General features: G+C 40.9%; 20 protein-coding genes and 2 rRNA genes. 7 read left to right on the top strand and 15 right to left on the bottom strand.

Annotation, left to right across the window (positions count from 1 at the left end):
* From CRT24_RS07035 to CRT24_RS07020, 4 genes are all read left to right on the top strand, one after another.
* Nucleotides 1-2533: ribosomal RNA gene (locus CRT24_RS07035) — 23S ribosomal RNA — on the top strand; the annotation flags it as partial.
* Nucleotides 2534-2619: 86 nt separating this feature from the next.
* Nucleotides 2620-2731, top strand: a 5S ribosomal RNA gene (gene rrf, locus CRT24_RS07030).
* Nucleotides 2732-2932: 201 nt separating this feature from the next.
* Nucleotides 2933-5608 (top strand): c-type cytochrome, encoded by a 2676-nt coding sequence (locus CRT24_RS07025; RefSeq protein WP_099370530.1) that lies wholly within the window; start codon nt 2933-2935, stop codon nt 5606-5608.
* 621 nt (nt 5609-6229) lie between these two features.
* Nucleotides 6230-7267, top strand: a complete 1038-nt coding sequence (locus CRT24_RS07020; protein WP_099370529.1) for an outer membrane beta-barrel protein — start codon at nt 6230-6232, stop codon at nt 7265-7267.
* A 50-nt stretch (nt 7268-7317) separates the two neighbouring features.
* On the opposite strand, the gene CRT24_RS07015 is transcribed toward CRT24_RS07020, so the two are convergent.
* The 3 genes from CRT24_RS07015 to CRT24_RS07005 all read right to left on the bottom strand — a co-directional run bounded on the left by CRT24_RS07015 (nt 7318) and on the right by CRT24_RS07005 (nt 8774).
* Nucleotides 7318-7764 carry a tail fiber domain-containing protein gene (locus tag CRT24_RS07015; protein WP_099370528.1) on the bottom strand — a complete coding sequence of 149 codons (447 nt, stop codon included), beginning with the start codon at nt 7762-7764 and terminating at the stop codon, nt 7318-7320.
* 42 nt (nt 7765-7806) lie between these two features.
* A complete protein-coding gene (locus CRT24_RS07010; protein ID WP_144034525.1) occupies nt 7807-8139 on the bottom strand; it encodes a hypothetical protein in 333 nt (110 codons plus the stop codon).
* A 248-nt stretch (nt 8140-8387) separates the two neighbouring features.
* Nucleotides 8388-8774 carry an SRPBCC domain-containing protein gene (locus tag CRT24_RS07005; protein ID WP_099370526.1) on the bottom strand — a complete coding sequence of 129 codons (387 nt, stop codon included), beginning with the start codon at nt 8772-8774 and terminating at the stop codon, nt 8388-8390.
* Between the two features lie 60 nt (nt 8775-8834).
* On the opposite strand from CRT24_RS07005, the gene CRT24_RS07000 reads away from it, so the two are divergent.
* Complete coding sequence (locus CRT24_RS07000) at nt 8835-10202, top strand: RNA methyltransferase (protein WP_099370525.1); 1368 nt, start codon at nt 8835-8837, stop codon at nt 10200-10202.
* A 1-nt stretch (nt 10203) separates the two neighbouring features.
* Here CRT24_RS07000 and coaBC read toward each other — a convergent pair whose 3' ends face one another.
* From coaBC to CRT24_RS06985, 3 genes are read right to left on the bottom strand one after another with little or no spacing between them, the layout of a single operon-like run.
* Nucleotides 10204-11406, bottom strand: coding sequence for a bifunctional phosphopantothenoylcysteine decarboxylase/phosphopantothenate--cysteine ligase CoaBC (gene coaBC, locus CRT24_RS06995; protein ID WP_099370524.1), 1203 nt, complete (start codon nt 11404-11406; stop codon nt 10204-10206).
* A 9-nt stretch (nt 11407-11415) separates the two neighbouring features.
* Nucleotides 11416-11742, bottom strand: coding sequence for a DNA-directed RNA polymerase subunit omega (locus CRT24_RS06990; RefSeq protein WP_099370523.1), 327 nt, complete (start codon nt 11740-11742; stop codon nt 11416-11418).
* A 28-nt stretch (nt 11743-11770) separates the two neighbouring features.
* The gene (locus CRT24_RS06985) at nt 11771-12700 is read right to left on the bottom strand and encodes an outer membrane protein assembly factor BamD (RefSeq protein WP_099370522.1); all 930 of its coding nucleotides are present in this window, start codon (nt 12698-12700) and stop codon (nt 11771-11773) included.
* A 263-nt stretch (nt 12701-12963) separates the two neighbouring features.
* Here CRT24_RS06985 and CRT24_RS06980 point away from each other — a divergent pair, with 263 nt between their 5' ends.
* Together CRT24_RS06980 and CRT24_RS06975 are read left to right on the top strand one after the other, a co-directional pair.
* On the top strand, nt 12964-13239 hold the full coding sequence (locus CRT24_RS06980) for a NifU family protein (protein WP_099370521.1): 276 nt from the start codon (nt 12964-12966) through the stop codon (nt 13237-13239).
* A 71-nt stretch (nt 13240-13310) separates the two neighbouring features.
* Nucleotides 13311-13967, top strand: coding sequence for a hypothetical protein (locus tag CRT24_RS06975; RefSeq protein WP_099370520.1), 657 nt, complete (start codon nt 13311-13313; stop codon nt 13965-13967).
* On the opposite strand, the gene CRT24_RS06970 is transcribed toward CRT24_RS06975, so the two are convergent.
* The 9 genes from CRT24_RS06970 to CRT24_RS06930 all read right to left on the bottom strand — a co-directional run bounded on the left by CRT24_RS06970 (nt 13964) and on the right by CRT24_RS06930 (nt 23362).
* On the bottom strand, nt 13964-15193 hold the full coding sequence (locus CRT24_RS06970; protein WP_099370519.1) for an ABC transporter permease: 1230 nt from the start codon (nt 15191-15193) through the stop codon (nt 13964-13966). The two genes, CRT24_RS06975 and CRT24_RS06970, sit on opposite strands and share 4 nt — an antisense overlap.
* A 3-nt stretch (nt 15194-15196) precedes the next feature.
* A complete protein-coding gene (locus CRT24_RS06965; RefSeq protein WP_099370518.1) occupies nt 15197-15838 on the bottom strand; it encodes an MBL fold metallo-hydrolase in 642 nt (213 codons plus the stop codon).
* A gap of 39 nt (nt 15839-15877) precedes the next feature.
* Nucleotides 15878-16621 carry a shikimate dehydrogenase gene (locus tag CRT24_RS06960; RefSeq protein ID WP_099370517.1) on the bottom strand — a complete coding sequence of 248 codons (744 nt, stop codon included), beginning with the start codon at nt 16619-16621 and terminating at the stop codon, nt 15878-15880.
* Nucleotides 16618-18027 (bottom strand): tetratricopeptide repeat protein, encoded by a 1410-nt coding sequence (locus CRT24_RS06955; protein WP_099370516.1) that lies wholly within the window; start codon nt 18025-18027, stop codon nt 16618-16620. The genes CRT24_RS06960 and CRT24_RS06955 overlap by 4 nt, the downstream gene beginning before the upstream one ends.
* A 231-nt stretch (nt 18028-18258) precedes the next feature.
* Nucleotides 18259-19635 (bottom strand): OmpA family protein, encoded by a 1377-nt coding sequence (locus CRT24_RS06950; protein ID WP_099370515.1) that lies wholly within the window; start codon nt 19633-19635, stop codon nt 18259-18261.
* Between the two features lie 242 nt (nt 19636-19877).
* Nucleotides 19878-20891 carry an inorganic phosphate transporter gene (locus CRT24_RS06945; RefSeq protein ID WP_099370514.1) on the bottom strand — a complete coding sequence of 338 codons (1014 nt, stop codon included), beginning with the start codon at nt 20889-20891 and terminating at the stop codon, nt 19878-19880.
* Between the two features lie 33 nt (nt 20892-20924).
* A complete protein-coding gene (locus CRT24_RS06940; RefSeq protein ID WP_099370513.1) occupies nt 20925-21572 on the bottom strand; it encodes a DUF47 domain-containing protein in 648 nt (215 codons plus the stop codon).
* 74 nt (nt 21573-21646) lie between these two features.
* Nucleotides 21647-22672 (bottom strand): cell wall metabolism sensor histidine kinase WalK, encoded by a 1026-nt coding sequence (locus CRT24_RS06935; RefSeq protein ID WP_099370512.1) that lies wholly within the window; start codon nt 22670-22672, stop codon nt 21647-21649.
* A gap of 30 nt (nt 22673-22702) precedes the next feature.
* Nucleotides 22703-23362 (bottom strand): phosphatidylserine decarboxylase family protein, encoded by a 660-nt coding sequence (locus CRT24_RS06930; protein WP_099370511.1) that lies wholly within the window; start codon nt 23360-23362, stop codon nt 22703-22705.
* Nucleotides 23363-23398 lie beyond the last annotated feature (36 nt).

The raw sequence follows: 23398 nt of genomic DNA, 5'->3' as shown, positions 1-23398 counted from the left end.
GTTGCACTGTGCTATGAACTGGAAGCAGGTGGGAAACTGCGCGASAAGGGTGAGAGCCCCGTACAGGCAAAGAATACAGGCATAGTGGTATCCTGAGTACCGCGGGACCGGAGAAATCCTGTGGGAATCCGCCAGCACCATCTGGCAAGGCTAAATACTCCTGAGAGACCGATAGTGGACCAGTACCGTGAGGGAAAGGTGAAAAGAACCCCGAACAGGGGAGTGAAAAGAACCTGAAACCGTGTGCTTACAAGCGGTCGGAGCGGAGCGATTCCGTGACGGCGTGCCTTTTGCATAATGAGCCTACGAGTTACTCTTGTCCGGCAAGGTTAATGGCTTAAGGCCAGGAGCCGAAGCGAAAGCGAGTCTGAACAGGGCGCAGAGTCGGACGAGGTAGACGCGAAACCTTGTGATCTACCCTTGGGCAGGTTGAAGGTGCGGTAACACGTACTGGAGGACCGAACCGATAAACGTTGAAAAGTTTCCGGATGACCTGAGGGTAGGGGTGAAAGGCCAATCAAACTGGGAAATAGCTCGTACTCCCCGAAATGTTTTTAGGAACAGCGTCGGCATGGAGTCTAGCAGAGGTAGAGCTACCGATTGGGTGCGGGGGAGTCAAATCCTACCAAATCCAGACGAACTCCGAATGCTGCTAGATATGGCCGGCAGTGAGGCTTTGGGTGCTAAGGTCCAAGGCCGAGAGGGAAAGAACCCAGACCATCAGCTAAGGTCCCCAAATCCGTTCTAAGTTGAACTAACGAGGTCCGGTTGCCCAGACAGCTAGGATGTTGGCTTGGAAGCAGCCATTCATTTAAAGAGTGCGTAACAGCTCACTAGTCGAGCGGCCGGGCGTGGATAATAAACGGGCATCAAGAACGGTACCGAAGCTATGGATTGCAACCTYTGGTTGCACTGGTAGGGGAGCATTCCATCGGGGGCGAATCCGCAGGGTGACCTGTGGTGGACCTGATGGAAAAGCAAATGTAGGCATAAGTAACGATAAGGCGGGTGAGAAACCCGCCCACCGAAAGACCAAGGTTTCCTGATCAACGCTAATCGGATCAGGGTCAGTCGGGACCTAAGGCGCATCCGAAGGGAGGCAGCCGATGGCCAACGGGTTAATATTCCCGTACTGTTGATGACTGCGATGTGGTGACGGAGTAGTGACACTGCCGCGAACTGACGGAATAGTTCGTTGAAGGGCAAAGGTATTGGACCGGTAGGCAAATCCGCCGGTACAGCCGAAGCCCGATAGTACAGCAAACCCTCGGGGGCGCTGATAGCGCAGGTAAGCAGACTTCCAAGAAAACCCGCTAAGCTCCAGGTCATCAAGACCCGTACCGCAAACCGACACAGGTGGTCGAGGAGAGGATCCTAAGGTGCTCGAGTGAATCATGGCTAAGGAACTCGGCAAAATGGCCCTGTAACTTCGGGAGAAGGGGCGCTTCCTCCACCTCCGGGTGGAGAAGCCGCAGTGAAAAGGCCCAGGCGACTGTTTAGCAAAAACATATGGCTTTGCGAAATCGAAAGATGAGGTATAAGGCCTGACACCTGCCCGGTGCTGGAAGGTTAAGAGGGGATGTCATCCKCMRGGAGAAGCATTGAATCGAAGCCCCAGTAAACGGCGGCCGTAACTATAACGGTCCTAAGGTAGCGAAATTCCTTGTCGGGTAAGTTCCGACCTGCACGAATGGTGTAACGATCTGGGCGCTGTCTCAGCCATGAGCTCGGTGAAATTGTGGTATCGGTGAAGACGCCGGTTACCCGCAACGGGACGGAAAGACCCCATGAACCTTCACTATAGCTTAACATTGAAATTGGGTACAGGATGTGTAGGATAGGCGGGAGTAGTCGAAGCGGTTTCGCCAGGAATCGCGGATACGCCCTTGAAATACCGCCCTTTCTGTATTCGGTTTCTAATCCCGGCATCCGGGAGACATTGTTTGGTGGGTAGTTTGACTGGGGTGGTCGCCTCCAAAAAGGTAACGGAGGCTTTCAAAGGTAAGCTCAGTACGCTTGGTAACCGTACGAGGAGTGCAATGGCATAAGCTTGCTTGACTGTGAGACCTACAAGTCGACCAGGGTCGAAAGACGGACATAGTGATCCGGTGGTTCTGTATGGAAGGGCCATCGCTCAAAGGATAAAAGGTACTCTGGGGATAACAGGCTGATCTCCCCCAAGAGCTCATATCGACGGGGAGGTTTGGCACCTCGATGTCGGCTCGTCACATCCTGGGGCTGGAGAAGGTCCCAAGGGTTGGGCTGTTGTGGGCGCTGGAAGTTTGAGTGGATCTGACCTTAGTACGAGAGGACCGGGTTGGACGGACCGCTGGTGAACCTGTTATGCCGCCAGGTGTACGGCAGGGTAGCTACGTCCGGGATAGATAAGCGCTGAAAGCATCTAAGTGCGAAACTAGCCACGAGATGAGACTTCCTCATAAGGGTCGTCGGAGATTACGACGTCGATAGGCCACAGGTGTAAAGGTTGAGAGACCAAAGCCGAGTGGTACTAATAGCCCGAAGCTTTCCAATGCGGATAGTCTGTTGTCCTCTCTCTTTTTAAAACTCCTTTCTTCCAATAACATGTCAATGACAGAKCAATGTCTGTCAAAAAGGTATTCAGGTGCCTATATCGGCGGTGTCCACCTCTTCCCATTCCGAACAGAGAAGTTAAGCCCGCCAGAGCCGATGGTATTGCCGTAACAGGTGGGAGAGTAGGTCGGTGCCTAATTTTATACGGAAGCCCGTTGTCCATGTGACATCGGGCTTTCCTGTTTTATGGCCGTTCCCGAATGCCGGCAGCGGTGTTGGTTGCGCCCCAAAAGTATCATCAGCATGTTTTTATTCTCAACAAAATTCCCTATATTCAATAATCAATCTAAATCTATAGCCATTTAAACGCTAGCTACTTATTCAATTAATTCCGCAGAGAATGAAAAGAACATTAAACCTATTGTGTCTCTTCCCTTTATTACTGGGATTTACCCACACCTATGAAAGACCTAACAACCAAAACTTCACTAAAAAAGCACTCTATTCAAATCCATGGCTCTTAGGTCAGGATACTCTTAAAAATGTAGCCGGGGCTCCCGACGACCTGCAGATGGCCCTGTATACCGGACCCGAAGTAACACCAAGTCCTGCCTGTCTTGCCGTAGCTCCAACTGGTGAACTATATGTGGGTGTCGATATGATAGGATCTCTCGGAAAAGATATGGGAAAAGGATATATCCGAAGGTTCGTCGATCAAGATAACGATGGAACAGTCGACTCTCATACTGATTTTGCAAGAGTAGATAACCCAAGAGGAATATTTGTCGCTGATGACCAAGTTTATGTCCTACACACTACCTTCGACGAAAAGTCAGGATTGGCCAGCGGCATGGATCTCGTAGTATTCAAGGATAGCAACAATGATGGAGTAGCTGATGAAGATCCCAAAATACTGATCAAAGGTCTAAGTAATACCAAATACATCCAAGAGAGAGGAACCGATCATGCCACCAATGGCATAAGGATGGGAATCGATGGATGGATATATATTGCAGTTGGTGATTTTGGATTCCACAATGCTACTGGTGCCGACGGCAAAAAATTAACCATGCTTGGCGGTGGGATTCTCAGGGTGCGACCTGATGGTACCGAAATGGAAGTATATACCCATGGGCTTCGAAATATTTATGATGTGGCAATCGATCCATATATGAATATTTTTACCCGAGACAACACCAATGATGGTGGTGGCTGGGATATCAGGTTCTCACATCAGATCCAGTCCGGTGAATACGGATACCCTTTGTTGTTTCAGAATTTCACGGAAGAAATTATTCCAGCATTGGCAATGATGGGAGGCGGATCAGGAACCGGTGCCCTGTACATGGACGAAGATACGTGGCCAGAAAAATACAATAAGGTGCCGATGATGGCAGATTGGGGCAGAAATTTCCTGTTTATGCACAAAGTAGTTCCCGATGCTGCCAGTTTCAAACAAACGGAGCAGGAATTCATAAAACTACCTCAGGTCACTGATGCAGATGTGGATGGTTCAGGAAGGCTTTATTTATCAGCATGGGATGGAGCAGGGTATTCAGGTAACCCTGATAAGGGTTATGTAGTAAGAACAGTTCCTAATGGATGGACCTATAAAGCATTCCCTGACCTTAAAAGTGAATCAATAGAAGATTTGAAGAATCACCTCAAATCAGGAAGTGCTACCGCTCGCTTATATGCTTCCCAAGAATTAGTAAAAAGATCAGGGGAAGAGACTGCGCCTGCGGCATTGGAAATAGCAAAAGACAAGGATTTACCACTGAGTTCTAGGGTAGCTGGTCTATACACCTATGTTCAGATAAACCAAGAGAATGCGCAAGAGGAATTGCTCAAATTGGCAGAGGAAACTGAAATGAAGGAATTTGCTCTTAGAGCATTAACGGATAGATTGGGATCAATTGAATCAGTTCCTATTGAACCATTTATTGAAGGATTGAAAGATCCTTCTCCCCGAGTTAGGGTGGTCTCTACAGTTGGATTAGGTAGGTTGGGAAGGCCAGAAGCTGCAAATGCCCTTCTGCAAACCCCGGTGCCAGCATCTTTCGTTGCTCCCAAAAAAGGAGTCGAAGGACCTCACCACTTGCCAAACGCTGAAATTATACCAGCACATGTCGCTGTACAAGCGCTAGTAAGACTAAATGCCGTAAATCAAGCTGTAGGGTTTTTAGGAACAGAAACTCCAGACTTGGCACTTTGGGCTTTAAGGTATATGCACGACGCCCGAGCAGTGGATGGCCTGATTTCAGCATACGGCAAAACAAAGGATCAAAACCTGAAAAATAAAATCTTGCAAACATTGGCTCGCTTATATAAAAAAGAAGAAGCCTATGATGCATCTTGGTGGTGGGGAACAAGACCGGATTCCCATGGTCCATATTATAAAGCAGTCCTTTGGGAGGAATCCCCAAAGATCGAGAAATTCCTAATGGCCGAACAACAAAAAGCTGGTGCAAGCAAAAACCAATATTATGCAGACTTAAATGATAAGTTCCGAATGGAAATTGCAGCTTTTAATGTAGCTCCGAAAAAAGAGATCGCAAAAGCACCAGCTGAAAAGAAAGTCGACCTCAACAAAATATCAAGTCAAAAAGGACAAGTTGGAAAAACATCCATTGAAGATGTGATGATTGCCCTTAAAAAAGTAAAGGGCGATCCTGCAAAGGGAAAAGCTCTCTTTACAAAGCAAGGTTGCCATGCTTGTCATAGCTTATCAAAGAATGAACCTATGAAAGGGCCATTTATGGGACAGATTGGATCTATTATGAATCGTAGTCAGATTGCCGAATCAATCTTGAGACCGAATGCTTCTATCTCACAGGGTTTTTCAACAGTTTTAGTTTCTACCAAAGACAAAAAGAACATGATGGGATTTATTACTCAAGAAACCGCAGACAAAATAGTTCTGAGGGATATTGCTGGCAATGTTTCCACAGTCAAGAAAAATAATGTAGCTTCAAGAACAGAAATGCCAAATTCCATGATGCCTCCAGGCTTGGCTAATTCATTGACAATAGAAGAATTAGCTTCTTTGGTATCATTCCTGGAAAAACAGAAATAGCGAAAGCCCAGGACGCTCTGGTTGGTGTCCCTTTACGCCATGGTTAGTGTCCCCACCAACCATCATTCGGAATTGCCTCCACATCGACCCGGTCCCTGCGTTGGTTGAGCGGAGTCGAATTTATAGCTACACCCCTACAGGGTTTAATGCCGTTGTACAACCATTTCTATAATAGTTCCGCCCCGCTGGGGCGGTATGGCGTCATAGTCTTTTCAGTAGTCGGTGAAGACACCGACCACGGCTTTGTATTTTATCTCCACTTTGGCTCAAAATCAAATTGTTTCAGTCTATGTTTTTGTTTTCATTGTAAATATTGTTAATAAATCTCAAATTTTAATACTAATATTACATAACAAACCAATTTTTTTAAATAAAATCCTTAAAAAACAACCGATGAACCTAAAAATCATCAATTTTAATTATTTATTTAATAAGAAAATTAAAAATTATTTGTAACATTGGATTATTAATCGTTAAAAATCCAATAAAATGATGTTTTTAATTGATTTTTGTTTTCATTGTTCCGTTATTTTAAATATTTCAGTCTAATAATTACCCATTTTATTGTTTTTTACTGAGTAAAACCTAAACATTTTAAATAAATCTCTTAAAAAACAAATTATGAAAAGATTATTATTAACATTTTTGACATTATCAGTTGTTTTTCTGTCCTTTTCTCAAGAAAATGAGGCTTTACAGATTTCCGGTTATGCAGATGCATACTGGAAATACGATTTTTCTAAGCAAGAGAACATAAAAACTTATTTTGCAAACGACCATAACTCAATTTCATTGGGGATGATCGGCCTTGGACTTAAAAAAGCTGTTGGAAAGGCGTCCTTCGTCGGAGAACTCGCCTTTGGCCCTCGTGGACAATACTTGAGTATTGCAAATGGGGACGACAGAGAACCTAATGCCGGAAATTCATTCCATATCCAAAACTTATATGCTAGTTATAATTTTACTGATCAGCTGAGCATGACCGCAGGGTTTATGGGAACCTTTGTCGGGTATGAGGTGATCTCGCCAGCTGGAAATTTCCATTATTCCACATCCTATCTTTTCGGAGCTGGACCATTCCAAAATGCTGGTATTAAAGCTAATTATCAGTTCTCCCCAAAAGTATCAGCAATGGTCGGAATCTTTAATGATTGGAATGTTTATCGTGATCTGAACGGTGTCTCGCATTTTGGAGCACAAATCACCGTCAACCCTGTCGAAGGATTAACAGGATATCTCAATTTTTTGACCGGAAGTTCTGAAGGTGGAGAAAATAACTATAGTTCAGGGACTCTATTTGATTTGGTTGCATCCTATTCCATTTCAGAACATGTGGATTTAGCATTGAATGCTGCCGACTATACCTTTAAGTCCGAAGGTGGTTATCAAGGGGTAGCAATATACCCTAAATATAATATCAATGAAAATATCGCCGTTGGATTGAGAGGCGAGTATTTTCGAACAAAAGATGTTCAAGAAATTGAAGGTTCCGAAATACTTTCCTTCACCTTGTCGGGTCAATTCAAACATAAAGGTTTGGCAGTAATTCCTGAAATCAGACTCGATAATGATAATAATGCAGCCTTCCTGGAATCAGATGGCCTGACAGCAACAAAAAAAGCAGCACAAGCATCTATTGCCTTTGTGTATGCCTTTTAATAAAAAAGGATTCCAAGTACAAAAACTTGGAATCCTTGTAAACAAATTCGTTAATCCGTTTTCTGTTGTTGGTTCTTTAAAGCTTCAATTTCTTGCTTTAAAACCTCAATCTGATCTTGTTGCTCCTTGATTGCAGCAACCAATACCGGAATCAGCTCTTCTTTCTCAATCTCATTTACCTTGGTAACCTTATTGGCATTCTTGCCAGAAGGAACAAGGTATGAATTCGTCTTTATCAACGAAGGAAAACTTGCCGAAACACTAGTTTCCGAAAAACTAAAACGTTCACCACTCGGAAGATGTTTGCTCAATTCTTTGTCGTTGCTGTTGTTATATTGAAAACTGATAGGCTCCAAAGACTTGATCTTTTCTATACCACCAGAAACTTTGTTAATGTTTTTCTTAAGTTGATCATCTGTATTATTCTGCGCATTAGCAAAGGAGAATGTCATTAGCATAGCAAATAGCATGCTGCTATATTTTAATATAGTATTCATTGTTTTTAATTTTTTAAAGTGATTGGATTGGACGAAGGTCCTTTATGAAAGCAATAGCTGCTCAGGATTAGGAGGCGGATAATGCCTCGAAAAAGATATAAAGGGCAAAGACAGAGACTTTAAGCCTACCTGAACATTTAAATCGAAGATCGGACTGAATATAATATACCTTTCAGAGTTTATATATTCATCTTCCAAACTATTCTTCAATTCCTCTTCTTCGGATTCTCCTGGTTCGTTAGAATAATCAACAATTTCTGAAGCATGACTCTGCATAAGATAAGTCTTCCCCTTTACCAATAAGGAAAAACCTAAAATAATTGTAAGTATAAGTCCCGTAAATCTCCAGTTCATCAATAGTAGATTTTCTTTCACAAAAATACGGAAAAAATTAAAAACAATCTAATTTTTAAAGTCTTTACTCATTGATAGATAATGAGTTATAATTATAAATCAACTTAAAGAAATTTAATTCATAATTTGAAAATCACCTCGTTTTAAGAAGGGTTTTTATAAAAATTTCATGCGATTTTTTAAAAAGACATTAAAACCATAAGAAATTATGCATTCAAATTTCTAGAAAAAAATTTCAGCAGCCAAATTTTGTTTTTTCTGTTGAATTTCTAATCCTCTTCTTCGTAAAATTCTACCAAAGATGATATATAAGGGTCGTCCCAACCAGCAGTAATATCATCAAACGCCTCATCCGGAATATTTGTCTGCCGAACTTCCAATGAAGTACCTTTCTTATGCTCATGCAGTTTCAACGTAACTATTGAGGGTTCATCCTGTTCTCCAAAGTACCATTCTTGTACAATTTTACTAAAAGGTTCAAGTTCCAGAAACTTCCCTTCTATTGCACCATCCCACATCGAAAACTCACCCCCCGGTACTGGGTCTATCTCCACAAGATCCCCAGTCCACAATCTTATCGTTATCTCTGTCGTCAATGCACGGTATAGTTCTTCAGGACTTGCAGGAATTGTATAATATTTTTTAAAATCTTTCATTCTATATTTTTATGGAAAAAGGATAATTCCTGTAAATTTACATAGATTTATTAGCATAATATGAGTAATATTCTCCCGAATTCATTAGTAAGAAGACTAGGAAGCAATCCCCTGTTTGATCAAGAAGCATTTTTGGCAGCCCATGAAAGCGGTGAGAAATTAACTTCTATCCGGATAAACCCAAAAAAAGAAACAAAACTAGACTTCGATCTAGACACTCAAGTGCCTTGGTGCAAGAACGGGTATTATTTGGAATCTAGACCAAAATTCACTTTGGATCCCTTGTTTCATGCAGGTTGCTACTATGTGCAGGAAGCATCATCGATGTTCATCGAGCATATAATAGATTTCCTAAAACTTAGTTCTGAAGAAATAAAAGCTCTCGATGTCTGTGCCGCTCCTGGAGGGAAATCCACCTTATTGAATGCATGCTTGAATCAAGAGAGTTTATTGGTGTCAAATGAAATCATTAAAAGCAGATCAATAGTCCTTCAAGAAAATATGATGCGCTGGGGATATGCCAATGTAGTTGTCACCAATAATGACCCATCAGCGTTCAGACGACTGCCCGGATTTTTTGACCTGGTATTGGTGGATGCACCATGTTCCGGCTCAGGAATGTTCAGAAAAGATGAAGATAGCATAGATGAATGGTCAGAAGCAAATGTCAAATTATGCAGCGAAAGACAGCAACGAATACTGTCTGAGATCCTACCTTCAATAAACAGCAATGGATATTTACTCTATTCCACATGTTCTTATTCAATAGAAGAAAACGAAGAGATCCTGGATTGGCTCATTGATGAATATAATCTCAAAAGTATTCAAGTCCCATTAAATACCGCCTGGGGAATTGAGGAGACCGATTCTCCTAAGAACAAAGCTTTTGGATATCGATTTTACCCACACAAAGTGAAGGGGGAGGGCTTCTTTATTGCAGCCTTGAAAATGAAAAACATTCAACCCCGTTTTTCTTTCAAGAAAATGAAATTCGAAAAATCACCAGTCCCTAAAGATGGATTAAGTCCATGGGTTGAGAATATGGATGAATTTTCAACATTGGTACATAATGAGAACGTTCATATATTCCCAAAGCATCTCGAAGCAAGTATAAAAGCTTTGCAGCAAGTCCTCTATCTAAAGAATGCTGGGACAATGATTGGTAAATGGCTTGGAAAAGAACTCGTTCCATCCCATGATCTTGCCCTAAGTATCCATAGAAATAACACCTTGCCCGCCGTAGAATTGAATATTGATGACGCACAAAACTTCTTGAGAAAAGAACAACTTGATATTGAAATATTCACCTCCGTGAAAAAAGGATGGTGCCTTGTAAACTACAAGGGTGAATCGCTGGGATGGGTGAAAGTATTGGGAAATAGGATCAATAATTACTATCCAAAAGAAGTCCGGATAGCGAATCTATAATTTACTTGTTTTGCTCTTTTATAATTAATTCACAGATGTCTCTTGCAACTTCGTCTTTTGATTTAAGGTCGAATGAAAGGACCTCAGCATTCTTATTGATGACAGTTACCTTATTGGTATCATGAGCAAAGCCGGCGCCCTTATCTTGCATCGAATTTAGCACGATAAAATCAAGGTTTTTCCTTTTCAGTTTATCTATGGCATTATCCAGCTCATTGTTGGTTTCCAATGCAAATCCCACTAAAGTCTGATGGTCTTTTTTGACTTTCCCCAATGTTGCAAGGATATCTGTGGTTTTCTTGAGCGTAATGCTGAAATCTTCAGCCTTTTTCTTGATCTTCTGGTTGGCCACCTCAATCGGAGTATAATCCGCTACTGCAGCGCTCATGACCGTGATGTCAGAATCTTCAAAGTATTTGCTGCAGGCGGCAAGCATCTGTTCTGCTGACTGCACGTTGATACGCTCTATTCCAGCTGGGGTTTCCAATGATGTTGGTCCGCTTACCAAAGTCACCTTTGCGCCCAAATGCTGAAGCTGTTTTGCAATGGCATAGCCCATTTTTCCGCTCGAATGGTTGCCAATAAACCGAACAGGGTCTATTGCCTCATAAGTCGGTCCTGCAGATACCAAGGCTTTCTTCCCTTGAAGGGGAGCACTCTCAGAAAATGATGAAACGATAAAATCGAATATTTCCTCAGGCTCCGCTAAACGGCCTTCGCCAAATAGACCGCTGGCAAGTTCTCCTTTACCCGGAGGGATAATGATATTGCCATATTCCTTGAGGAGCTTGAGGTTGTGAACAACCGAGGGGTGCTTCCACATGTCGAGGTCCATTGCAGGAGCAAAAAAAACTTTGCTCTTGGCAGAAAGATAAACTGCCTGCAATAAATTGTCACAGATCCCCTGTGCGCTCTTGGCAAGGGTATTCGCCGTAGCCGGTGCAATCAGAATAAGGTCTGCTGATTCTGCAATATGGACATGGTTGTTCCATTCCCCTGTTTTCTGATCATAATAATCTACAAAAACGGGGTTGTTCGAAAGGGTGGAAAGAGTAAGGGGAGTAATGAACTGGGTAGCCTCTGAGGTCATGATAACCTGAACAGTGGCGCCCGATTTCCTTAGTAATCTTACCAATGTTGCAATCTTATAAGCGGCGATACTGCCGCTTATACCAATTACAATATGTTTGTCCCTTAAAGACATGGTAATTGCTTACTCTTGTTCTTTAGAAGGGTTCCTAAAGTAAACTTTGTCGTGCAAGAATTCATCAATAGCAACTAATGTCGGTTTTGGCATCCTCTCGTAGTGCTTTGAGATCTCAATCTGCTCACGGTTTTCAAACACTTCCTCTAAGTTATCATTGCTGCTAGCAAATTCCGACAACTTGGAGTTCAATTCTTCCTTCATGTCAACAGCAATTTGGTTTGCACGCTTGCTGATCACTACGATCGACTCATACAAGTTTTCTGTGCTTTTGTCCAACTCCCTTAAATCGCGAGTTACTGTCGTGTTTGGAACGGTATTTTTATTCTGACTCATATATAAATAAAAATGAATGTACTAAAGATTATTGTTGATTGTTATTGTTTTTCTCTTCAATAGGAATACCAGTAGGAGTTGAAATCCCCAAATCTGCTTCCCGCTGTTTCCTTGCCTTCTCGTCGTTTGCCATAATCTTCAATGCTGTGGCAATCTTACGGTCGGCACTGCTGCGAAGACCATTTAATTCATTGCCGTACTTACTCTCCGGATAATGTTCAGTGAAACTTTCATAATAGTCAATCATCTGGTTGAACCTTTCTTCTTGACGGTGAGGGTAGGAGTTGTCAGCAAATAAATACTGCGACTTCACTAATAAATATTCAATGTCTTCAGCATGTCTTGTATCTGGATATACTTTCAAAACATTCTCCAATGCAATTACCGCCGCACGATAATCATCAGGCAAGCCCATGTTATAGTACAACTTCGCATTGTCAAATGCTTTTTTCTCCAATTTGTCGCGCAGGTTCTGGATCAAATCCCCAGCTTCCTTCGCACGCTCCGATTCTGGATATAAATTCACGAACAATTGCAGCTGATCAATGGCCTTACGCGTATTGTCCTGATCTAAATTAGACCTCGGTGAATCCAAATAATAGCAATATGCCGACATAAATCTACATTCCTCAGCTCTAGGACTGTTCGGATAATTGTCCGCAAAGTTCTTGAAGTGAAACCTCGCCGCAATATAATCCTTTAGCCTGTAGGCCGAAAATGCAGTATAATAATTGAGGTCCTCCGCATCTGCGGTGCCTCGATACTTCGCTAATAAATCTTGAAATAAGGTCAATGCCTTGGAGTACTTTTCCTTTTCGTAGTACTTTACAGCCTCCTGATACTTCATTTGTACATTATTGCTTGCGCGTAGTTTTTCAAATTTACTCTTGCAACTACCCAAGCCTAATAAAAGAAACAAGCCGACAATTAGGCTAAATACATGATTCTTTAAAAACATCCCACAAAGATACGTGAATTAATACTAATTTTCAATTATTTAATAATACGCGAAAATACTTCATTTCGATAATTAACAGCTTTGCCCAACGACCCTTTTAACAATCTTTAACTTAAAAGCCCTAATCCAACTCAAATCAAGATTTTAACAGCATTTATTTACATCCCCTAAAAGTCAGCAGAATGTTGAATTCCAAGTGCCAATTCCTCATATAAATAAAATATTACCTATATTTACGTTTAAATATTTTATCTGAATTTATAATGACCTTATTAGAGAGAGTAGAGCAAGCATTGGATTCTATCAGACCTTATTTACAGACTGATGGTGGTAACGTTTCTATCGAAGAAATTACACCTGACAATGTTGTGAAACTTAGATTGTTGGGAACCTGTGCCAACTGCTCTATGAGCATTATGACTTTTAAGGCTGGGCTGGAACAAGCAATTAAAAAAGCTGTACCAGAGATCGTCGCAGTGGAAGCCATCAATCTAACAGATATGAATGATCCAAATGCGATCAACCCCAAACAATTGTAATAAAAATTTTAGATGCAGTTAACACTATTTAACAGCATCTTAAGTATGATTTTCCATAGTTTTGTTGCTAAATGAAATTCCTACAAAAATATATCATTCTGGCTTTTCTATTGACAGTTGCCCTTTGCACGAATGCTCAGGACAAAAAAGTCGTGCAAGTTTCTGGGTATATTATCGCAGAAGGGACCGAAATAGCAGTGCCGTATGTGTCGATCAGGAATGAAAGCTATGGCAATGAAACCTTTGCCGCCAACCATGAAGGATTCTTCTCTTTTGTAGCCCATGTCGGCGATGAAATCGTATTTTCTTCTATCGGATATAGATCAGTGCGAATCAGCATTCCAAATGTAGACTCCGATAAATTTACAACCCGAATTGAAATGATGCCCACCATTGAGGAACTGCCAGTCGTAACAGTTGGGCCGCCATTGCCATGGGCAAGTATCGAAGAATTCAATATGGAGTTCCTTGCACTCAATATTGGTGGCGATGATGTCATGACCGCTAAAAGGAATTTGTCTCCCCAAGCATTGGCTTCCCTTTCGAAGATCGTTCCTAGAAGCGCCGAAGAAATACAAACATTCAATACCTTTCAGAGACATATCAATATGTCAAACAAAGCGATCAACCAAAATATGGCAAATCCACTGTTAAATCCTTTTGCATTGGGACAATTGATCAATCAGATCAAAAGGGGAGATTTCAGTAGAGAACGGTTAAAGTATTAATTCGACTCCAAAGCACCACGCCTATTTATTCCACGGATATTAAGCCTGGAAGCCATATATGATACCAATGTCGATACGACCATAACCGTCACAAAAATCAATACCAAATCCATATACCTGATATCAACAGGATAAGCATCGAATAAAGACCCTTCGCTAGTCGTTACAAATCCGAATTGTTCCTGCAGCAAGCAGAATACCAAACCCAAAAACGCACCGATGACCGAACCAATAAGCGCAATCAAGATTCCCTGATAAAAAAAGATATTCTGGATAAGGTTGTTGTTCGCTCCTAAACTGTTCAATACCACCATATCCTGCTTTTTATCAATAACAAGCATCGTCAAGGAACCGATAATATTGAAGATGGCGATAATGCCTATAATCGTTACGATAAAGAAAACTATCCATTTCTCTGACCTCACGGTTTTATATAGAGTAGGATTTTGCTGCTCCCGGTTCTTGACGATGTAATCAGAGCCCAATAGATCTTGGATTTCTTTTTGTAGAGCAGCAGAATTGTTGTTTTGACCATATAGCTCAATCGCAGAGATATTGTCATGTTCATTGAGTAAATCCTTGGCGAAATCAATCGGTACAATGATCAGGTCTTCAAAGCCCGGTTGGTAACCTAGAATAGCACTGGGCCGGATTACCCGTGACCGAATGTCCTCAAGCGGATTGATATTGTTTGGAGAAGCTTTCTTGTCAGGGATATGAAGCAAGATTTGGTTATCGTTGCCCTGAAGGGGTACCTGCAGGTTAGCTTGGACCGTAGTCCCTAAAATAGCATAAGCTGTACTGTCAATTTCTACTTCCAAATTCCCTTCCAGTAACATCTGTTCATTTGCGACATGGTGCAGGCTCTTGGGTTCTACACCTTTTAAACGACCGATAAACTGTTGCTGGTTGTGCTCCGCCAATATCTTGTCCTCAAGGACTTCACTGTAAGATGAAATCTCCGGTAATGATCTAACCTTTTTGAAAGATTCGCTCTGTGTAGAAAACACCTTGCCAGATGACGGCTCGATCCGGAATTCTGGAGAAAAGGTGCTGTATTGCGAAAGGATAAAATTCTCCAATCCATTGTAAAAAGAAAGTACAATGACCAAGGCCATAGTGCTCACCAAGACTCCAATCATACTGATCGATGAGATAATATTGATAGCATTGACGGACTTCTTCGAAAAGAGATATCGCTTCGCAAAAAATAAAGGGAGCTTCATGATTTACGCTCTTATAAATGGATTTGTTCTTTTTTCTTCTCTAACAGTGGTACTAGGGCCATGTCCCGGATAGACAACCGTTTCTTCAGGTAATGTGTAGATCTTTGTAGCAATACTATTCAATAACTGCTGATGATTTCCACCAGGAAGATCCGTTCTACCGATGCTGTTCTTGAAAAGAACATCACCACCAATCAAAAAGTTGTGTTTTGAACTGTATATACAAAGGTGAGCAGGGGAGTGACCCGGAGCCAAGATTAAGGACAGTTGCTCATCTCCAAGTTGGATAATGTCGGATTCGTTCAGAAAAGTCTCGGGAATCGGTGAAGGCTCATATCGTATGCCCATCTGGGGAGCATAATTCTGCACCTGGATCACCAAAGGCAATTCACCTTCATGAAATTGTGGGGTCAACCCATAGGTTTCTGCAACAAATTTATTCCCCAAAACATGGTCAATATGGCCATGTGTATTGATTAGATGAACAGGTTTCAGACCATTTGAGTCTATATAATCCTTTAGCTGATTCTCTTCTTGATAATTGTGCATTCCAGGATCAACGACAATACAGTTTTTTGCATCATCATAAATCAAATAGGTGTTTTCCTGATAAGGGTTGAATACAAATGTCTTGATATGTAGCATATCCAAAAATAGGAAATATTTCTAAGCAATTGGCCGAATCTATTGATTCCAGATCTCCCAGTTTTTTTCAGCCTGCAGGACCAACATCTCATAGCCATTTTTGATCATGGCACCCTTTTCCTTGCCTTTTTTCAAAAAGCTGGTCTCTTCAGGGTTATAGATCAGATCATATAAAAGATGGTCAGCACCTATAGCTTCATAGGGTAGGTCAGGATGCTCCTCAATATTTGGAAATGTACCTAAAGGAGTGCAGTTGATCAACAACAAATGATCCTTGATAATTTCAGGACTCAGATCTGAATAGGAAAGATTGTCGGGAGTTTTGGTACGGCTCACGATTTGATAAGCTATTCCCAAGCGCTTCAGGGAATAAACAACAGCCTTAGTAGCACCACCGTTTCCAAAAACCAGCGCTTTCTGGTGATGTGGTTTTAACAGTGGGCGTAGGGACATCTCAAAGCCATATGCATCGGTGTTGAAGCCCTTCAGGTGGACTCCCTGATCAGTATGCTTGATCTGTATACAATTTACTGCCCCAATTTCTTCTGCTTCCACTGAAAGTTCATTTAAATAGGCCATGACATCCTTTTTATAAGGAATAGTCACATTGACACCATAAAAATCCGAATTGTTCAAATAAAGGGATGGGAAGTCAGTAATTGAAGAAATAGGGTATAGATCATAATCAATATGGTCTATACCCTCGTTCTTGAATTTCTCTTGATAATATTTTTTTGAGAAGGAGTGGCCCAATGGATAGCCAATCAATCCTAATTGCTTCATCTTCCTTCTGTATATTTCTTGATAATATCTACGATTATTTGATTTCCCTGTAGCTGAGGTAAATATTCAAATAATATATAATGCTTCTCTGGTTCAACATTCAGGGCCAACTCCAGAAAACCCAAAGCTTCCGTGTATTTCCCTGCTGCAAACATGTAAGCCACCATCCTATAATAAAGGGTTGCCTCATCAGGATTACATTTAATAGCTTCTGAAATCACTTCGATTGCTTCATCCAACCTGCTCTGTTCAAATAATAGCGAGGAATAGTCCAACCATGCTTCCGCATCGGTAGGATTTAGCTCCACAACTTTAGAATAGGCCTCGATGGATTGTTCAAACTGCTTCAGCTTATAACGAGCATCTGCAATGGCAAACCAATAGTCCGGATTCTCATCGTCTATATCCAGTGCTTTTTTATAGAAATGCAAGGATTCAAAATAACGTTCCTCGAAATCCAAGGTTACACCAATCCCAAACCAGGCATCACTTTGGTTGCTGTCCAGTTTTACCGCTTTTTTGTAAAATTGTCTTGCCTGGTCCATCAGCTCCAACTTCTCATAGCATTCTCCAATTGCACAATAGGTGTCGGCATTTGGAGTTTCATGCTCAAATGTCTGTTTATAAACATCGATGGCTTCAGCATATCGATCCAAGTTTACCAAAGCATTGCCCTTGTTGAAATAGGCAGATGAAAAACTCTCATTGATCAATATCGCATAGTCATATGCATCGATCGCCGCGTTGAAATCACCCAATTTATGGTAAGCATTCCCTAAATTATACCATGCGGCATAAGAATAAGGGTCCGTATCGATATATTGTAAGTAAAACTGAATACTTTCTTGCTGCTGTTCCAGGACATCATAGCAAAAAGCTATCTCATACAGAGCCTCCTGATTGTCCATATTGACCTTCAGGCATTTCTTGAGATAGGTAATAGCCTTTTGATATGACCCTTGCATCTGGTAAAGTCCGGCGATTTGGTAGTAGACCTCATCCTTGGCATCACTGAGCTCCAATGCTTTGAAGAAATTCTCCTCAGCAAGGGCGTGTTCCTGTAGGGAAGAGAGAATGGTACCTTTGATCAGGTAAATATCTCCTTCCGATGGTTCCAGTAGTTCTGCTTTGTTCAGAGCGTCAAGTGCAGGTTCATATTGAAGCGTGCTTGCCAGCAATTGTGCCTTCTTGATCAAGAACATGGTCTCGAAGGGGTGCTGTGCAGACGCAAATTCTATAACCTGTAGACCTTTGATTGGATCGTTCTTAGAAATATAATAGTCTATTATGCTTTCAAAGGCTTTTGCATCAAAAAAGTATTGGTCTTCATTCCGAAGCATTTCCTCATAGCGATCCACTGATATCTTTTGTTCTTCAGGGGATCCAAATTCAAAATCTTCTTCCATTATACTCCTCTTTTAAATTTTTATCGTACTCTCCAATTCCTTAATGAAAATACTATTTTTTGAACATCTTAATATGCAATTGTTTTCAACATATTCACATTTATAGACTCCATGATTCTGCAAATGTAAAGTTTAAAAAGTAATTACATTGTAAATACTTGGTTGTTAACCATAAAAAAAGCCAGCTGAAACAGCTGGCTCTTTGTATTTCAAATTGTTAATTTCTAACAATTATTTTTTGATCTCAACACGACGGTTTTGAACGCGACCTTCTTCAGTGTCGTTAGAAGCAACTGGGTTAGCTTCACCGTAACCTGTAGCTGTGATGCTTGATGCAGATACACCAGCGTTAACTAGGTATTGTTTTACTGCGTTAGCACGGTCAGTTGACAAGTTCATGTTGTAAGCTTCAGTACCTTCAGCAGATGCATAACCATCTAAAGTAACTGTAGCGTTGTTGTCTTTCAATTCTTTAGCCAATTTGTCTAAAGTAGAGTAAGATTCAGTTTTCAATACTGAGCTATCGAATTCGAATTGAATTGGAGCGAAGTATCCTGCAGAACCTTCAGTCAATTGCTGAGCTTCTGGGAATTTGATAGGACATCCAGAACCATCAACTACTGTACCAGCAGGAGTACCTGGACATTTATCGAATTTATCAGATACACCGTCACCGTCTGAATCTTTGCTTAATTGATCAACAGTACCTTCTAATGTAGATACGCGTTGTTTCAATGCTTCAACCTCGTTACGTAATGAAGGGTCTTTCAACTCATCATATAATGTAGCAACTGGGTTAGTGAATGTTAAGCTTTCTTTATCACGTGAACCTAAAGTGAACTCTAAACCACCGTAAACGTTAGAGAATTTTTGTTTTCCGTCGTAACGAACTGGTCCGTATAACAAGTTGTCATCAGTGAAGTTCATTGTGTAACCTAAGTTCAAGGCAACAACTTCTGATAATTTGAATTTAACACCAACACCAACTGGGATAAATCCTGTTAAACGGTTGTCTTTGTCACCAGTAGCCTCGCGGTCACCGAAGATTTCTTCTCCCCAGTTACCTGCATTGTTGTAAACTTCGTTACCAGTGAAATCGTTGTTAGCGAATTGTACTGGGTTGTGAGCCATAACACCTAAACCAACTTTAGCGTAGAAGTTAACAGCGTTTTCTCTTCTCATGAAGTCGATAGTACCCAATTGGAATACACCATTTAAGCTAGCTGCCCAGTTAACTGAAGTCTCAGCAGATCTTGCACCGTTTGCAGTCTCAGGAGCAGTTACTAAGTCATGGTTGTAAGTTTTGATACGACCACGGTTACCTTCCAATTCTAAACCGAATAAGTGAGAGAATTGTTTACGGATAGTTAATCCATAATACTCACCTACTTTGTTTTGGAAATAACCAACTTTTTGACCGAAACCGTTTTGGCCACCTAAGATAGTGTTAGGAGTAGTAATACCACCTTGAACACCGATTGACCAAGTTCTGTATTGTGATCTACCACCAAATACAGTTGGGGTTTGTGCTTGTGCAGTTTCTGCGAAACCTAAAGCGGCTACTAATGAAGCTGCAACAGCTGTTTTTTTAATTGTAGAATAGTTCATACTCTTTTTTTTAAGGTTATTAAAATTTTTAATTGTTTCTAGTTGTTCAAAATCAATTTAACATAACTTAACAAAAACGATGCCAAAAAATGTTAAATATAGAAAAGCTCATAATTATGTTTATTTAACACGCTTTTGCCGCGTAAAAATACTTATTAACATTAAATAACACAAATTTTTTGTCAAAACTTTATTATCATTCAATAAATATAGCAATAAAACAGCATCCTGTATGATTTTTACTACAGAATATAATGAATTATTGCCAAAGTTAACCCTCCCAACAATGCGCTGACAGGTATCGTCAAGATCCAAGCCCATAATAAACTGATCGTCACGCCCCACCTAACAGCCGAAACACGCTTAACCAAACCAACCCCTATAATAGAACCCGTAATCGTATGAGTCGTCGATACTGGAATACCAAAATGCTCCGTAATACCCAACGTGATCGCTCCAGCAGTCTCCGCACTAACACCCTCCAATGGCGTAACCTTCGTGATCTTCGTACCCATGGTCTTCACGATCTTCCATCCACCACTCATCGTACCGGCAGCAATAGCGGCATAACAGGTCAATGGAACCCATTCCGGCATCTCCTCAAAACTGCCTATCACACCCTGAGCTATCAAAGCCGTAGCAATAATACCCATAACTTTTTGAGCGTCGTTACCTCCGTGCGCGAAGCTCAACGCACCCGAAGATACCAATTGCAAGATCTTAAACCATTTCTCTGCAACAGCAGGCCTCGCTTTCTTACAGATATTGATAATAATCAATGTAATGATGATCGATATAATCATACCCACCAATGGAGCCAAGACTATAAATGATACAATCTTTAAAGTTGCACTCAAGTTGATCGCATCAATAGGATTCGCCCCAACGAAAAGCGCATAGGCCATCCCCGATCCAGCAAAACCGCCAATCAAGGTATGACTCGAACTCGATGGAATGCCATAATACCAAGTAAATAGGTTCCAGGCAATCGCCGCAACCAAACCTGCAAAAATTACCTCGAGCGTAATATATTCCTCTATCACCGTCTTGGCAATCGTGTTGGCTACCTTATGATCCGTAAAAACAAAATATGCAACGAAATTGAATAGTGCCGCCCATAATACCGCCATAAATGGTGTCAGTACCTTGGTCGAAACGATAGTCGCAATGGAATTGGCTGCATCGTGAAATCCATTGATGTAATCAAATGCAATCGCCAAAACGACAACGACAATTAATAATGTGGTTATACCCATAATATAATATAATTGTGAATTCCTTTGTAAATATTACGCGTTCTTCACTAAAATACTCTCAAGTACATTGGCTACATCCTCACATTTGTCGGTCGCGTCCTCCATAGCAGATAATACTTCCTTGTTCTTGATCAAGTTGATCGCGTCCTTCTCGTACTCGAACAACTCCGCAACAGCCTTGTCAAAAATATAGTCAGCCTTGTTCTCAACGCTGTTGATGCGTACACAAGAATCGGTGATGTTTCTGATGTTCTTTAAATCCTTCAATTCAAACAGTGCCTTGGCAACATGCTCCGTAGCCTCCAAGATCAAACTTGAAATCTCTTTCATCGCTTCGCTAGTTTCAGTCACCTTATATAATTCCATACGGTTGGATGCACCATGGATAAAATCTGCAACATCGTCCAATGAACTCGCCAAGGCATGGATATCCTCACGGTCAAAGGGTGTAATAAAGTTCTTGCCTAATTCTAAATGAATCTGATGGGTTAGGTTGTCCCCCTTATGTTCTAGATCCTCCAACAACTTGGAATTGTCGGTTCTTAATTGAAGATCGGTCGTGTGAACACTCTCTTTTAAAAGCTTGGCCATTTCAATTAAATTAGAGCCGGCTTGTTCAAATAATGGGAAAAATTTCTTGTCCTTTGGGACAAAGTATTGAAAAATGCTGTTCAAAGACATAACATGTGTTTTAAGTAGCGCAAAATTATGCACTTAATGTTAAGTTAATGTTAAGTTTTTATAAAAGACCAATTTTATGCCTTTTCCAAGGTAAAAGAAAAGGTAGTTCCAATCCCTTCAGTACTACGAACATGTACATTCTGTTGATGGGCCTCTATAATATGTTTTACAATAGCTAGTCCTAATCCCGATCCTCCAATATCCCGCGACCTGCTCTTATCTGTCCTGAAAAAGCGCTCAAAAACGCGTGGAAGATTTTTTTCCTCAATCCCTTGTCCATTATCTGTTATTTCGATCAGAACCTGATCTATTAATAAATGAACCTTGATATTTGTTTGCCCCCCTTTGTTCCCGTATTTTATGGAGTTGTCAATCAAGTTGATCAAAACTTGCTGGATTTTTTTTCGATCACCTTTTACCTGAATAGCTTGATTTCCCTTGGGGTTGAAATTCAAGCTGATTTTGTTCTCCTTGGCCTTATATTCCAAATCATCGATCGTTTCCTTGATCAGGGCAACCAGATCGAATTTTTCCTTGACAATAGACACCTCGCCAGACTCCAATTTCGCGATTTCATCCAGGTCATGGATCAAATAGCTCAATCTGTCCAAATTGCGGGAAGCCTTGTTCAGAAAATTTACCGCCATATCTGGGTTGTCCTCCAGCATCCCATCCTGCAAAGTCTCAATATAACCCTGGATAGCAAATAAGGGAGTCTTGAATTCATGGGAAATATTGGAGAGAAATTCCTTCCTGAATTTTTCCTGAGCTTTTAATTGGTTGATCTCGATCGTTTTTTGCTTCGCCCAATCCCGAACTTCCTTCTCAGCATCGCCGATAGGATTCTCAGACTTATGGTCACCCAAAGCATCTTTCAACTCCTTGCCCAACTTTAGATTATGAATCAACTTATAAACAGACTTAATCCGTTCATAAACAAACTTCTGGAAAACATAATTCAATAAACTGAAGGAAAGGACAAAACTTAAGATCAGAATAAAGGAAAAGGTAGGGAAATCCCGCTCATAATAATAGTTCATCCCTGACAAGAGCAGCGAGAATACAAAACTTATGACTAAGATGAGTGTACGGAAATTCATGGTTTACCCATTTTTAGGGATTGCCTATGTTTATTTATTGAATTCAGCGATAATCGTCTTACCACCGGTCACTTTATCCCCGATATTAACATTGATCTTGGAATCTAGAGGCAGAAACAAATCCACACGTGAACCGAATTTTATAAAACCGAACTCTTGCCCTTGTTGAACTTCTTGGCCTTCTTTCACATACCATACAATCCTCCTTGCCATAGCTCCTGCTATCTGACGAAATAAAACCTCAACACCAGAAATGTTCTTCACAACAACCGTCGTGCGCTCATTGTCTGTCGATGATTTGGGATGCCAAGCAACAAGGAATTTGCCTGGATGATATTTGAAAAAGGAAATAACCCCTGAAATAGGATTTCTGTTCACATGTACATTGATAGGCGACATGAAAATCGAAACCTGAATCCGACGATCTTTCAAATATTCCGTCTCCTCCGTTTCCTCAATTACCACAACCTTGCCATCTGCAGGACATAAAACCGTTGACTCATCAATGGTAATCTTTTTTGTTGGACTCCTGAAGAATTGTAAAATCGTAAGCAGTAAAAAACCAGAAACAATATAAACTAACCATTTCACAGTATCCCCTGCATCATAATAATGAGCAATGGCATTTATTATAAAAATAAATAATACTACTATTGCTAAACTGGTATAGCCTTCTTTGTGAAATTTCATGAATTATAATTTGTGCAAATATAAATAATCTATATA

This window comes from Sphingobacterium sp. 1.A.5 (genome assembly GCF_002734235.1).
Classification (GTDB): domain Bacteria; phylum Bacteroidota; class Bacteroidia; order Sphingobacteriales; family Sphingobacteriaceae; genus Sphingobacterium; species Sphingobacterium daejeonense.
The sequence above is the reverse complement of the archived record's forward strand: the minus strand, read 5'-3'. Positions and strand labels throughout refer to the sequence as shown.

Excerpts from the sequence above, each read along its gene's own strand:
- CRT24_RS07025 (WP_099370530.1), top strand. The coding sequence starts at position 2,933 with ATGAAAAGAACATTAAACCTATTGTGTCTCTTCCCTTTATTACTGGGA.
- CRT24_RS06950 (WP_099370515.1), bottom strand. The coding sequence starts at position 19,635 with ATGAACTATTCTACAATTAAAAAAACAGCTGTTGCAGCTTCATTAGTA.
- CRT24_RS06955 (WP_099370516.1), bottom strand. The coding sequence starts at position 18,027 with ATGGAAGAAGATTTTGAATTTGGATCCCCTGAAGAACAAAAGATATCA.
- CRT24_RS06945 (WP_099370514.1), bottom strand. The coding sequence starts at position 20,891 with ATGGGTATAACCACATTATTAATTGTCGTTGTCGTTTTGGCGATTGCA.
- CRT24_RS06935 (WP_099370512.1), bottom strand. The coding sequence starts at position 22,672 with ATGAATTTCCGTACACTCATCTTAGTCATAAGTTTTGTATTCTCGCTG.
- CRT24_RS06930 (WP_099370511.1), bottom strand. The coding sequence starts at position 23,362 with ATGAAATTTCACAAAGAAGGCTATACCAGTTTAGCAATAGTAGTATTA.
- CRT24_RS06970 (WP_099370519.1), bottom strand. The coding sequence starts at position 15,193 with ATGAAGCTCCCTTTATTTTTTGCGAAGCGATATCTCTTTTCGAAGAAG.
- CRT24_RS06975 (WP_099370520.1), top strand. The coding sequence starts at position 13,311 with ATGAAATTCCTACAAAAATATATCATTCTGGCTTTTCTATTGACAGTT.
- CRT24_RS06980 (WP_099370521.1), top strand. The coding sequence starts at position 12,964 with ATGACCTTATTAGAGAGAGTAGAGCAAGCATTGGATTCTATCAGACCT.
- coaBC (WP_099370524.1), bottom strand. The coding sequence starts at position 11,406 with ATGTCTTTAAGGGACAAACATATTGTAATTGGTATAAGCGGCAGTATC.
- CRT24_RS07005 (WP_099370526.1), bottom strand. The coding sequence starts at position 8,774 with ATGAAAGATTTTAAAAAATATTATACAATTCCTGCAAGTCCTGAAGAA.
- CRT24_RS06990 (WP_099370523.1), bottom strand. The coding sequence starts at position 11,742 with ATGAGTCAGAATAAAAATACCGTTCCAAACACGACAGTAACTCGCGAT.
- CRT24_RS07015 (WP_099370528.1), bottom strand. The coding sequence starts at position 7,764 with ATGAATACTATATTAAAATATAGCAGCATGCTATTTGCTATGCTAATG.
- CRT24_RS06985 (WP_099370522.1), bottom strand. The coding sequence starts at position 12,700 with ATGTTTTTAAAGAATCATGTATTTAGCCTAATTGTCGGCTTGTTTCTT.
- CRT24_RS06960 (WP_099370517.1), bottom strand. The coding sequence starts at position 16,621 with ATGAAGCAATTAGGATTGATTGGCTATCCATTGGGCCACTCCTTCTCA.
- CRT24_RS07020 (WP_099370529.1), top strand. The coding sequence starts at position 6,230 with ATGAAAAGATTATTATTAACATTTTTGACATTATCAGTTGTTTTTCTG.
- CRT24_RS07000 (WP_099370525.1), top strand. The coding sequence starts at position 8,835 with ATGAGTAATATTCTCCCGAATTCATTAGTAAGAAGACTAGGAAGCAAT.
- CRT24_RS06965 (WP_099370518.1), bottom strand. The coding sequence starts at position 15,838 with ATGCTACATATCAAGACATTTGTATTCAACCCTTATCAGGAAAACACC.
- CRT24_RS06940 (WP_099370513.1), bottom strand. The coding sequence starts at position 21,572 with ATGTCTTTGAACAGCATTTTTCAATACTTTGTCCCAAAGGACAAGAAA.